The organism is Streptomyces sp. BBFR25, from assembly GCF_044590125.1.
GTDB classification, from domain to species: domain Bacteria; phylum Actinomycetota; class Actinomycetes; order Streptomycetales; family Streptomycetaceae; genus Streptomyces; species Streptomyces canus_D.
Genome location: NZ_CP172447.1, coordinates 1,187,313 through 1,198,858 on the forward strand (window position 1 = coordinate 1,187,313; position 11,546 = coordinate 1,198,858).

Genomic DNA, 11,546 nt, shown 5'->3' on the forward strand with positions numbered 1-11,546 from the left:
GCAACCGGTGTTACTCAGTCCGCTCGGGGGAAGAGCTGCTCGACTGCGGTCACCACCGCGGCACGGCGGGCGGCGGCGGTGGGGTCCACGGCGTGTGCGGCGGCGGCCTTGCTGAGTTCGGGTTGCGACGCCCAGGTCATGGCGATCTGGTTGACCAGGGCGAGGACGTCGGCCGGGTCCCAGGCGGGGTCGAGCTGTCCAGCCTGCTGCACCTTGCGGAGCTGCTCGATTTTGCGGGCGATCATCGCCTGCTCGGGATCGTCGGCACCGGCTGTGGTGCCCTGCAGTTCGAGGCGACCCCAGGTGATCAGGCGGTGGTGGTCTGGACGGGCGGCGAAGTAGTCGAACAGGCGGCCCGCGTAGCCAGGGAGGTCGGACGGGTCCATCTGGGTGGCCTCGGCGATGACGACATACTCCCGTGCAGCAACAGCGGCATAAAGCGCGTCCTTGCTGCGGAAGTAGGCGTAGACGCGCTCTTTGCTCGTTTTGGCGAGCTTGGCGATGCGGTCCACGCGGGCGCCGGCGATGCCGTGGCCGGCGAACTCCTCCATGGCAGCGGCAAGGATGCGCTCGCGCGTGCTGTCACCGCCGGCGGTGGGCGCTGCGGTCTGGCCGGAGCCGCTGGACTGGGGCATAGGCCCAGGATAGAACACCGAACCGTTCGGTTTGGCAGTCGGGATGGTCGGCGCGTACAGTCAAACAGAACAGTTCGGTTTGGCCTCTGTGGGTGAACCGACGAAATACCGAGGGAGTGAACCCATGCAGCACCGCAATCTGGGCTCTCAGGGTCTGCGCGTCTCGGCGCTCGGCCTCGGGACCATGGGCATGTCCATGGCCTACGGCGCCTCGAACGACGACGAGAGCATCGCGACCATCCGCCGCGCCCACGAACTCGGCATCGACTTCTTCGACACCGCCGAGCTGTACGGCGCCGGTACCGGCAGTAATGAAATCCTCCTGGGCAAGGCTGTCCGCGACTTCCGCGACGAGGTGGTCCTCGCCACCAAGTTCGGCTTCGACATGGCGACCCAGCCGCTGGGCTCCGGCTTCGACAGCCGCCCCGAGAACATCCGCAAGGTCGCCGAGAACAGCCTGCGCTACCTGCAGAGCGACCACATCGACCTCTTCTACCAGCACATCTCCGACCCCACCATTCCGGTCGAGGAGGTCGCGGGCGTGGTCGGCGATCTGATCACCGAAGGCAAGGTGAAGTACTTCGGCCTGAGCAACGTCGGCCCCCAGTACATCCGACGCGCCCACGCCGTCACCCCGCTCTCGGTGCTCCAGTACGAGTACTCGCTCTTCGAGCGGGAGGTGGAGGAGGAGATCCTTCCCGTCCTGCGGGAGCTCGGCATCGGCTTGGTGCCCTACTCCCCGCTCGGCCGCGGCTTCCTGACCGGGGCGGTCAAGCCCGCGAGTGAATACCCCGCGGACGACATGCGCAGCTGGGACGAGCGCTGGCAGGGCGAGAACTACACCTACAACCTCCGCGCCACCGAACAGCTCAAAAAACTCGCCACGGCCAAGGGCATCACCACCGCCCAACTCGCGCTGGCCTGGCTCCTCTCCCGGGGTCAGGACATCGTGCCCATCCCCGGCACCCGCAGTGCCAAGCGCCTCGAGGAGAACGCCGGCGCGGACAGCGTCCAGCTCACTGACGCCGACATGGCCCACATCACCGAGATCCTCCCCCACGGCTCGGCGGGCAGCCGATACCCGGCCGCGGTACTGTCCAGCTTCACCACCGACTGATCCCAGGGAAGTGCTCGGGCTTGCGTTCATGGCGGCGGTGTAGGCGACGGCATCCGCCCAGTTTCGCCGGGAGTCTGCGCCGAGGTCCGCGGCGGGAGCGAATGGGCGGGGTGCCGCGCACAAGCGGTTCCAGGGCCTGGCTTTCGTGCATGTTGGCTCCGGAGATACCCCCGGAGATACCCAGGGACAGCGGCAGTCCGTTCCGGTCGGTGAGCAGGTGAATCTTCGTTCCTGACTTGCGAAATTGCCCCTTGAGGCAGGAGGCGGCGTACGACAGGTCCTGTGCTCTGGTCGTGTCTGCCAGATCGGTAGTCCCTGGCCTCTGCGGAGGTCGCCTCGCGTGACCTTCGTGGTCGCAAGGTCGATACTGCCCCTGTAGGACTCTCGTCGCCGCCAGGATCACGAACTGCCCCGACCCTGCTCCCACCAGCGAAAACACGGGTCACCGACCCATCTGCCTATGTGTCTAGGAGATACCCATGAGGATGCTCATCAACGTCCCCGAGACCGTCGTCGCGGACGCGTTGCGCGGTATGGCGGCCGCCCATCCCGAGCTGAACGTGGATGTCGAGAACCGGGTGATCGTGCGGCGGGACGCCCCCGTGTCCGGGCAGGTCGCCCTGGTGTCGGGAGGCGGTTCCGGGCACGAGCCGCTGCACGGTGGGTTCGTGGGCCCCGGGATGCTGTCGGCCGCCTGTCCGGGTGAGGTGTTCACCTCGCCGGTGCCGGACCAGATGGTGCGGGCCGCGGCGGCCGTGGACGGCGGGGCCGGGGTGCTCTTCGTCGTCAAGAACTACACCGGTGACGTGCTCAACTTCGACATGGCCGCCGAACTGGCCGAGGACGAGGGCATCCAGGTGGCGAAGGTGCTGGTCAACGATGACGTGGCGGTGACGGACAGCCTTTACACGGCCGGACGGCGCGGCACGGGGGCGACGCTGTTCGTCGAGAAGATCGCCGGGGCGGCGGCGCGAGAGGGCCGGCCGCTGGAGCAGGTGGAGGCGATCGCCCACCGGGTCAATGACAGCTCCCGCAGTTTCGGGGTGGCGCTCAGCGCCGTCACCACGCCGGCCAAGGGCAGCCCCACCTTCGACCTCCCCGCCGGTGAGCTGGAACTGGGCATCGGCATCCACGGGGAGCCCGGCCGGGAGCGGCGTCCGATGATGACCTCGGGCGAGATCGCCGAGGCGGCCGTGGACGCGGTGCTGACCGACCTCGGCCCGCGCAACCCGGTCCTGGTCCTGGTCAACGGCATGGGCGCGACGCCGCTGCTGGAGCTGTACGGCTTCAACGCCGAGGTGCAGCGGGTGCTCGGCGAGCGGGGTGTGGCCGTCGCCCGCACGCTCGTCGGCAACTACGTCACCTCGCTGGACATGGCGGGTGCCTCGGTCACCCTGTGCGAGATCGACGAGGAACTGCTCGGACTGTGGGACGCGCCGGTCAGCACCCCGGGCCTGCGGTGGGGCATGTGACGGCGAGCCGGGGAAGAATCGCGACGTACCTACCAGGCAAGGAGATCCTGTGCTCGACGCCGACTTCTTCCGCCGTTGGATGACGGCGGTCACCGCGCTGGTCGACCGCGAGGCGGAGCGGCTCACCGCCCTCGACTCGCCCATCGGCGACGCCGACCACGGCAGCAATCTCCAGCGCGGGTTCACGGCCGTGGCCGCCACGCTGGAGAAGGAAGCGCCCGACACCCCCGGCGCTGTCCTGATCCGCGCCGGGCGGCAGCTCATCTCCACGGTCGGCGGCGCCTCGGGACCCCTGTACGGGACGCTGCTGCGCCGTACCGGCAAGGCGCTCGGGGACTCCCCCGAGGTGAGCGCGGAGCAGTTGGCCGAGGCGTTGCGGGCGGGCGTGGACGCGGTCCGGACGCTCGGCGGTGCCGCCCCGGGGGACAAGACGATGGTGGACGCCCTGGTGCCCGCCGTGGACGCCCTGGGCGACTCCTTCGCGGCGGCCCGTACGGCGGCGGTGGACGGGGCCGAGGCGACCACGCCGATGCAGGCCCGCAAGGGCAGGGCGAGCTATCTGGGCGAGCGCAGCATCGGACACCAGGACCCCGGGGCGACCTCGGCCGCTCTGCTCTTCGAGGCGCTGAAGGAGACGGCCGGTGAGTGACGAGAAGCTGGTGGGCGTCGTGCTGGTGTCCCACAGCGCCGAGGTCGCCGCGTCGGTGGCGGAGCTGGCGAAGGCCCTGTCGGGCGGCGCCGGGGCGGTGGCCGTCGCGCCCGCGGGCGGTACCGCGTCCGGGGAGTTCGGGACCAGTTCGGAACTGGTCGCGGCCGCCGCCGCGTCCGTGGACCGGGGCGCGGGCGTCGCCGTCCTCACCGACCTGGGCAGCGCGGTGCTCACCGTCAAGGCGCTGCTCGCCGAGGGTGACGAACTCCCGGAGAACACCCGTCTGGTGGACGCGCCCTTCGTCGAGGGCGCGGTGGCGGCGGTCGTGACGGCCTCGACCGGCGCCGACCTCGCGGCCGTGGAGGCGGCGGCCGCGGAGGCGTACTCCTACCGGAAGGTCTGACCGGGAGCCCGACCGGAAGGTCTGACCGGGAGTCCGACCGGGAGATCGACCGGGCGGTCCGGGCGCGAGCCCCGCCCGGTCCGTCCGCTCAGCCCCCGTCCACGAACCGCCGCGCCAGCCGCTCCCCCGCCTTCTTGGCCGCGGCCGTGTCCTCGATGGGCTCGACCTCGCTGCCCTTGAAGACGATGTACGTGACGTCGGAGGCCACGCCGCCGCCCTCGGGATCCGCCGGGATGCCGAGGGAGCGTGCGGCGGCGTAGGAGGCCTCACCGATCAGCTCGCTCGGGCCGACGTCGCCGACGACCGCGTACCGCACCTTGTCCCCGTGGACAAGAGCCGCGAGCGAGCCGCCGCGGACGTCGTCCTCGCGATGGTCCCAGGTGTCGCTGGGCCCGGGCACGACGACGTAGGGCAGGCGTTCGGCGTCCAGCGGGCGGCCGTCGGACTCCGTGTACGCGGTGGCGGGGGTGAAGTGCGGGTCGGTGCGGGCGTTGCACCGGTCGCCGGGCCGCCCGTCGCAGTCGACGTCCAGGTCGGCCTTCCAGTACACGGCGTCCCGTGTGCCGCACACCGGGATGTCCGCCGGTGCTCCGGCGTCGCTGCGGTAGCGCCCGCGCGAGACGGGTGCGCAGTCCCGCACCTTGGCCAGCAGGTCGGCGGCGCCGACGGGTTCCCCGCTCCGGTCCGGCTGCGCACGGGTCCCGGCCCGGGAGTCCGGTCCGACCCGCGAGGGCTGTTCGGACCGCCCGGCCGGAAGGTGCGGAACGGGGCCCACCCGCACTCCGGACCGGTCCGCGCGCAGGCTCCCGGTCCGGTCCGGGGCGCCGGGCACCAGGATCCGCGTCGGCGGGTCGGGGTGCGGCGGGGGCGGAGCGCCGGGGAACGTCGTGGGGGCGAGCAGGGCGGCGCTGGCCGCGACCAGTGTCAGCGACTGGACACGCACGATGGGGCCTCTCCTCGGGGACATGGACGGACACTCGGCCCCATGTGTCCCCGAAACGCCCACGCGCCCACCTTTTGCAGGGCCAGACGGTGCACGCGCGCCGCACGCTCCGTGGCCTCGGGGGTGTGCGACCGGGGGCGGGCGGGCCGGGCCTGTTCGGCTCCGGACCGCCCGGCCGCCCGCGCCGGCGCGGGTTGGCGACGACAGCGGTCCACGCGCCGTCGGCCCGAACTTCCGTGGACATCGCGGGAGTTCGGCCGTGAGGTGACCCAGCATACGTAACCGGTCCAGGTGCGCTTCACCCACGGCCCTCTTGATGTGATCGCGTCACAGCGTCATATTGGTCCGGACCTTTACAATCGACGCCGCGGAAGTCGGCGCCATCCGGGAGGCAGAGCCGTGCGCCAGGTTTCCGTTCCCGCTCTCCCGCGCCGCTGCGCCCTGCTCTGCGGGGCGCTCCTCCTGCTCACGTCGTGCGGCTGGGGCTCGGCCGAGGACGGTGGCGGCGACGGGGGCGGGCTGCCCTCGGTGCCCACGGGCGTCACCGCGAAGGCCGGCAGCGCGACCACCGTGCACGTGATGTGGAACGCGGTCGACGACGTCGAGACCTACGAGGTCTACCGCGGCGGCACGCTGGTGAAGGAGGTGCCGGCGGCCGAGCGGATGGTGGACGTCACCCGGCTGCGCCCCTCGACGGCGTACGTCTTCACCGTGCGGGCGCGGGACGCCGACGGGCGGCTCGGTCCGCGCAGCCGTCAGGTGCGGGCGACCACTCCCGCCGCGGTGGCCGACGACTCCGCTCCGACCCGCCCGGGGGGCCTCCACGGCCGGGCGGCGGGCAGCCGGGCGGTCCAGCTCACCTGGTCGGCCGCGAAGGACGACCGCGGTGTGGTGTCGTACGACGTCTACCAGGGTGACGCGAAGGTCCACAGTGTCGGTGGCAATCAGACGGCTGCCGTGGTGACGGGACTGCGGGCGGGCACCCGCTACTCGTTCACCGTGCGGGCGCGGGACGCCGCCGACAACGTCTCCCCCGCGGGCGCCGTCGTCCGGCTCACCACCCCGGGCACCGACGACGGACGCGCCACCGCCCCCACGGAGCTGCGCGCCGCCTCCCACCGGGCCGACGGGGCCTATTACCTCGACCTCTCCTGGATCCCGCCGCGCACCGAGACTCCGGTGACCGAGTACCAGATCCACCTGGACGGCCGTCCGGCGACCTCGCTGGTCTACGGCGCCGACGCACCGCGCGACCGCGCCGAGTACAGCTTCTACGCCGGGCGCGAGGCCGGGGTCACGCACCGGGTGCGGATCCGGGCGCGGCTGGCCGACGGAACCTGGGGCGGCTTCTCGGCGGAGCGGAAGGTGACCACGGGAGCAGGCCGGTGACCTGACGCCCGGCCGGCTCCCGTCCGGTACGGGGAGCGCGTCACCTGGCCGGTCGCGCTCCGCATGCGGGCCCGGCCGGCGCCCTGTTGGCTACCAAGAGGGGGCACGGGCTCCCCGATCCCGGCGGCGCAAGGGATGTACCGCCGACCGTGCCGCCGGAGGGCAGTCCACATGCGCATCTCATCGCCACTTCTCCGCTCCGGTGCCACCGTGGCGGCCGCCGCCGTGCTGCCCGTCGCCCTGGCCGCCGGACCGGCTGCGGCGGGACCGGGGATCTCCGTGAGCACCACAGGAACCACGGTGTCGGTCACGACCACGGCCTGCGCCCAGCTCAACGGCAGTTGGGGCACCGCCTCGCTGCTCACCAGCAGTCAGCGGGACTTCGCCCAGGGGCGTCAGGTGGCGCTGTCCGGCAGCGGTTCGGGCCAGTCCGCGGCCTGGTCGGGGATCTCGCCGGGGACGTACACGGTGATCGTCATGTGCTCGAACAACAGCACCGCCGGCACCCAGACGGTCATCGTCTCCTCGGCCCCCTCCCCGTCGCCCTCGCCCAGCCGCTCCGCCAGCCCCGCCCCGTCCGCGTCGCCGGGCGGCGTGATGGGCGGACTGGGCGGAGCCGTCCAGGACTACGGCACGGCCACCCTGGTGGCGGGCGGCGCGCTGGTGGGGGCCGGCGTCATCGCCGCGGCCTGGTTCCTGCGCCGCCGGGCGAAGCCGTACCGGTTCTGAGCGGGGCCCACGGGGACGCCGGGACCGGTCGGGCGGGACCGGTCAGGCAGGTTCGTCGCCGGGCAGCTCGGCGAACTGGGCCAGGGCGTGCCTGAGCCACTGGGTCCAGAACGTCTCCAGGTCGATGCCGGCCCGCAGCACCAGGTGGCGCAGCCGGTCCTCGGCGCTGTCCCTGCCGGGCGGGAAGTCCCGCTCCTCGATCTCCTCGTACTCGGCCAACTGCCGCTCGTGCAGCTCCAGATGGCGTCGCAGGTCCGCCTCGACACCGTCGGTGCCCACCACGGCGGCGGCGCGCAGCCGCAGCAGCATCGTGTCCCGCAGGGGCTTGGGGTCCTGCGGGGTCGCGGTCCAGCGGGACAGTTCGGCGCGGCCCGCGGGCAGGACCTCGTAGGACTTCTTCTGCCCGCGGGCCGGCTGCCGGCCGGGCAGTGCGCGGATCAGGCCCTGTGCCTCCAGCTTTCCCAGCTCGCGATAGATCTGCTGGTGCGTCGCCGACCAGAAGTAGCCGATCGACCGGTCGAACCGGCGGGTCAGCTCCAGCCCCGACGACGGCTTTTCGACCAGGGCGGTGAGGATCGCGTGCGGGAGTGACATGGGCTCATCCTAGGGACGGCCCGCGCGCCTTCCGGCCCACGCGGCCCTACAGCGCCGCCGCCAGCTCGGTGCCCTGCTTGACGGCGCGCTTGGCGTCCAGTTCGGCGGCCACGTCGGCGCCGCCGATGAGGTGTGCGCTGTGTCCGGCGGCGATCAGGTCGTCGTACAGGCCCCGGCTCGGCTCCTGGCCGGTGCACAGGACGACCGTGTCGACCTCCAGCACGGTGGACTCGTCGCCGACGGTGATGTGCAGCCCGGCGTCGTCGATCCGGTCGTAGCGGACGCCCGGGACCATGGTGACGCCGCGGTGCTTCAGCTCGGTGCGGTGGATCCAGCCGGTGGTCTTGCCCAGTCCCGCGCCGACCTTGGACGTCTTGCGCTGGAGCAGGTGGACGGTGCGCGGCGGTGCGGGACGTTCGGGCGCGGCGAGGCCGCCGGGGGCGCGGTAGCCGGTGTCGACGCCCCAGAGGCGGAAGTACGTCTCCGGGTCCTCGTGCGCCTTGTCGCCGCCGTCGGTGAGGTACTCGGCGACGTCGAAGCCGATCCCGCCCGCGCCGAGGATCGCGACGCGCTCGCCGACGGGGGCGCCGTCGCGCAGGACGTCGAGGTAGCCGACGACGGAGGGGTGGTCGACGCCGGGGATGTCCGGCGTGCGGGGGGTGACGCCGGTGGCGACGACGACCTCGTCGTGGCCGGTGAGGTCGTCCACGCCGACGCGGGTGTTCAGGCGCACGTCGACGCCGTGTGCCGCGAGCTGGGTGCGGAAGTAGCGCAGCGTCTCGTCGAACTCCTGCTTGCCGGGGACCTGGCGGGCGACGTTCAGCTGTCCGCCGATCTCGCTCGCGGCGTCGTACAGGGTGACCTCGTGGCCGCGTTCGGCGGCGCTCACCGCGCAGGCGAGCCCGGCCGGTCCGGCGCCGACGACGGCCACGCGCTTGCGCCGCCGGGTCGGGGACAGGACCAGCTCGGTCTCGTGGCAGGCGCGCGGGTTGACCAGGCAGGAGGTGATCTTGCCGCTGAACGTGTGGTCCAGGCAGGCCTGGTTGCAGCCGATGCAGGTGTTGATGGCCTCGGGGCGGCCGGCCGCGGCCTTGGCGACGAAGTCGGGGTCGGCGAGCATCGGGCGGGCCATGGAGACCATGTCGGCCGTGCCCTCGGCGAGCAGTGCCTCGGCCACCTCGGGGGTGTTGATGCGGTTGGTGGTGACGAGCGGGACGGACACCTGGCCCATCAGCCGCTTGGTGACCCAGGTGTAGGCGCCGCGGGGCACGGAGGTGGCGATGGTGGGGATGCGGGCCTCGTGCCAGCCGATGCCGGTGTTGATGATCGTGGCTCCGGCGGTCTCGACGGCCTTGGCGAGGGTGGTGACCTCGTCGAGGGTGGAGCCGCCGGGCACCAGGTCGAGCATGGACAGGCGGTAGATCACGATGAAGTCCTCGCCGACCGCCTCGCGCACCCGGCGGACGATCTCGACGGGGAAGCGCGTGCGGTTCTCGTAGGAGCCGCCCCAGCGGTCGGCGCGGTGGTTGGTCCGCGCGGCGATGAACTCGTTGATGAGGTAGCCCTCGGAGCCCATGATCTCGACACCGTCGTACCCGGCCTCGCGGGCGAGGCGGGCGGTGCGGACGTAGTCGTCGACGGTGCGCTCGATGTCGGCGTCGGTCAGCTCGCGGGGCACATGGGGGCTGATCGGCGCCTGGAGGGGGCTCGGGGCGACCAGGTCGGCGTGGTAGGCGTAGCGGCCGAAGTGCAGGATCTGGAGGGCGATCCGGCCGCCCTCGCGGTGCACGGCCTCCGTGACGACCCGGTGCTGGTCCGCCTCCGCCGCGGTGGTGAGCTTGGCGCCGCCCTCGTACGGGCGGCCCTCGTCGTTGGGGGCGATGCCGCCGGTGACGATCAGCCCCACTCCCCCGCGGGCCCGGGCGGCGTAGAAGGCGGCCATGCGCTCGAAACCGCGCTCCGCTTCCTCCAGGCCGACGTGCATGGAGCCCATCAGGACCCGGTTGGGGAGCGTGGTGAAGCCCAGGTCGAGCGGGCTCAGCAGGTGCGGGTAACGGCTCATCGGGCCCCTCCGTGCGCGGTGACGTGCCTCTGTTGTAGAGGACGGCCACCCCTTTGTGCAACTAGTTGCACAAAGGGGTGGCGCACGCCTCACCGCACCGGGCGGGACCGGCTCAGCGGCTCTCGAGCCGTACGTGCAGTTCCCGCTCCTGGTCCCCGGAGGTCTGGCTCAGGTCGTGCACGGTGAACAGGGAGTCCAGGGTGGTGCGGAGCCTCTCGACCGCCCAGTAGCCGCCCTGCGCGTCCGCCTCCACGGACGCCCCGAGCCGGGCGGGGTCGCACTCGCCCGGCTGCTCGTCGGCCACGTCGAAGGTGCCGAGCCACACGGTCGGGCGCACCTCGTCGTACTCCCGGGTCACGTCACCGGCGTGCCGGTCGGAGGAGAAGCACGCGCACAGGGTGTCGAACACGGTCCGGGCGTCCTCCTTGCTGCATCCGCTCAGCTCCACCGAGACGGACTCGGGATGCAGTCGCTCACCGTCCATCGTGATCGCTCCCTCTCGTGGTCATGGCCGAAACCGCTCTCGCCGATACCACCAGAAAAGCACCACCGGCCGCCCGGCGCGAAGGGGCCGGGTCAGCCCCTGGTGAACCGGTACGTCTTGCTGTCGGTGAGCACGCAGAAGCCGGGCGACACGACGATCACGCGCAGGGTGCCGGTACGCCGGTCGTAGTCGACGCCCTCCGCCTCGAAGCTCCCGGAGCAGGCGCTGCGCAGGGGCAGCTGCCGCAGCGCGGTGACGTGTCCGGAGACGTCGGCGGTGCCGTTCGGCGCCGCCGACAGGTCGATCCGCAGGAGCGGCTTGGTGATGCCGAAGAGCGTGCCCTCCGGGTCGTCGGAGGAGCACAGCAGCGTGGTGGCGTCCAGGAAGTCGCAGCCCTGGACGTCGCGTACGGCGTGGTCCAGGTGGACGGTGGCCGCCTGCGGGAGGTTCGCCGAGGGCGAGGTGGCGGGGTTGACGCCGGGGTTCGGGAAGACCAGCAGCCGGTTCATCGTGCCCCACTCCCCCGCCAGCATCCACTGCCCGTCGGGCGAGACGGCGGACCACGAGTTGTTCAGCGCCTCGCCGGGGCTCAGTGTGTGCACGTACTCCGACCAGGTCCCGTCCGGTGCCTGCACGCGGAACATCTTCGTGTTCCCGTCGTCGCGCTGGTACGGCTCGACGTAGTGGCCGTCGTAGGAGGCGTCGGGGTCGCCGACGTGGTTCCAGCCGCGGGTGCTGAGGCCGAGCGGGATGGTGCCTATGCCGGTGTAGCGGTTGGGGCTGCCCGCCGGGACCTCCACGGAGGCCAGGCCCTGGCTCTCGGTCAGCGGGTCGGCCCGGTCGGAGCCCACCTCGGTCCAGGTGTCGGCGGCGCCGGCCGCGGGGGCCGGGGTTTCCGCCGTCGCCGGACCCGCGAGGCAGAGGGAGAGGGTGAGGACGGCGAGACCGGTCAGGGCGGCGTGACAACGTTGCCGGGCACGCAGGGGCATGGGGGCTCCTCGGTGGGGGTGGCCTGGCGGCAGGGGCGGGCGTGAGGGCGTACGGGCGTGAGGCACTCGGCGCACAGTCT

Annotated in this window: 12 protein-coding genes and 1 pseudogene; 6 read left to right on the top strand and 7 right to left on the bottom strand. The window is 72.3% G+C overall.

Annotated features, from left to right (window positions below):
- Positions 1 to 14: 14 nt before the first annotated feature.
- Positions 15 to 635: a TetR family transcriptional regulator gene (locus tag ACGH52_RS05225; protein ID WP_399937914.1), complete on the bottom strand. Its 621-nt coding sequence runs from the start codon at positions 633 to 635 to the stop codon at positions 15 to 17.
- Between the two features lie 124 nt (positions 636 to 759).
- Here ACGH52_RS05225 and ACGH52_RS05230 point away from each other — a divergent pair, with 124 nt between their 5' ends.
- Positions 760 to 1,752, top strand: a complete 993-nt coding sequence (locus ACGH52_RS05230; protein WP_399937915.1) for an aldo/keto reductase — start codon at positions 760 to 762, stop codon at positions 1,750 to 1,752.
- Here the strand turns inward: ACGH52_RS05230 and ACGH52_RS05235 are convergent.
- Positions 1,739 to 2,050: pseudogene (locus ACGH52_RS05235) on the bottom strand (IS5/IS1182 family transposase); the annotation flags it as partial. The gene ACGH52_RS05230 and the pseudogene ACGH52_RS05235 overlap by 14 nt on opposite strands.
- Positions 2,051 to 2,231: 181 nt before the next feature.
- On the opposite strand from ACGH52_RS05235, the gene dhaK reads away from it, so the two are divergent.
- From dhaK to ACGH52_RS05250, 3 genes are read left to right on the top strand one after another with little or no spacing between them, the layout of a single operon-like run.
- Positions 2,232 to 3,224: a dihydroxyacetone kinase subunit DhaK gene (gene dhaK / locus ACGH52_RS05240; RefSeq protein ID WP_399937917.1), complete on the top strand. Its 993-nt coding sequence runs from the start codon at positions 2,232 to 2,234 to the stop codon at positions 3,222 to 3,224.
- A gap of 49 nt (positions 3,225 to 3,273) precedes the next feature.
- Complete coding sequence (gene dhaL, locus ACGH52_RS05245) at positions 3,274 to 3,873, top strand: dihydroxyacetone kinase subunit DhaL (protein ID WP_210975446.1); 600 nt, start codon at positions 3,274 to 3,276, stop codon at positions 3,871 to 3,873.
- Entirely contained in the window at positions 3,866 to 4,276 is a 411-nt protein-coding gene (locus ACGH52_RS05250; protein ID WP_030182406.1) for a PTS-dependent dihydroxyacetone kinase phosphotransferase subunit DhaM, read from the top strand. Before dhaL ends, ACGH52_RS05250 begins: the two co-directional genes overlap by 8 nt.
- Before the next feature lie 88 nt (positions 4,277 to 4,364).
- On the opposite strand, the gene ACGH52_RS05255 is transcribed toward ACGH52_RS05250, so the two are convergent.
- Positions 4,365 to 5,219 carry a glycoside hydrolase family 75 protein gene (locus ACGH52_RS05255; RefSeq protein ID WP_210975444.1) on the bottom strand — a complete coding sequence of 285 codons (855 nt, stop codon included), beginning with the start codon at positions 5,217 to 5,219 and terminating at the stop codon, positions 4,365 to 4,367.
- A gap of 399 nt (positions 5,220 to 5,618) precedes the next feature.
- On the opposite strand from ACGH52_RS05255, the gene ACGH52_RS05260 reads away from it, so the two are divergent.
- Together ACGH52_RS05260 and ACGH52_RS05265 are read left to right on the top strand one after the other, a co-directional pair.
- Positions 5,619 to 6,608 (top strand): fibronectin type III domain-containing protein, encoded by a 990-nt coding sequence (locus tag ACGH52_RS05260; RefSeq protein ID WP_399937920.1) that lies wholly within the window; start codon positions 5,619 to 5,621, stop codon positions 6,606 to 6,608.
- Positions 6,609 to 6,779: 171 nt separating this feature from the next.
- Positions 6,780 to 7,337, top strand: a complete 558-nt coding sequence (locus ACGH52_RS05265; protein ID WP_210975442.1) for a hypothetical protein — start codon at positions 6,780 to 6,782, stop codon at positions 7,335 to 7,337.
- Between the two features lie 42 nt (positions 7,338 to 7,379).
- Here ACGH52_RS05265 and ACGH52_RS05270 read toward each other — a convergent pair whose 3' ends face one another.
- From ACGH52_RS05270 to ACGH52_RS05285, 4 genes are all read right to left on the bottom strand, one after another.
- Positions 7,380 to 7,931 carry a PadR family transcriptional regulator gene (locus ACGH52_RS05270; protein WP_059297352.1) on the bottom strand — a complete coding sequence of 184 codons (552 nt, stop codon included), beginning with the start codon at positions 7,929 to 7,931 and terminating at the stop codon, positions 7,380 to 7,382.
- 46 nt (positions 7,932 to 7,977) lie between these two features.
- Positions 7,978 to 9,993: an FAD-dependent oxidoreductase gene (locus tag ACGH52_RS05275; protein ID WP_399937922.1), complete on the bottom strand. Its 2,016-nt coding sequence runs from the start codon at positions 9,991 to 9,993 to the stop codon at positions 7,978 to 7,980.
- Positions 9,994 to 10,105: 112 nt separating this feature from the next.
- Positions 10,106 to 10,477, bottom strand: coding sequence for a hypothetical protein (locus tag ACGH52_RS05280; protein ID WP_076973064.1), 372 nt, complete (start codon positions 10,475 to 10,477; stop codon positions 10,106 to 10,108).
- Positions 10,478 to 10,569: 92 nt separating this feature from the next.
- The gene (locus tag ACGH52_RS05285; RefSeq protein WP_399937924.1) at positions 10,570 to 11,466 is read right to left on the bottom strand and encodes a hypothetical protein; all 897 of its coding nucleotides are present in this window, start codon (positions 11,464 to 11,466) and stop codon (positions 10,570 to 10,572) included.
- Between the last annotated feature and the right edge of the window lie 80 nt (positions 11,467 to 11,546).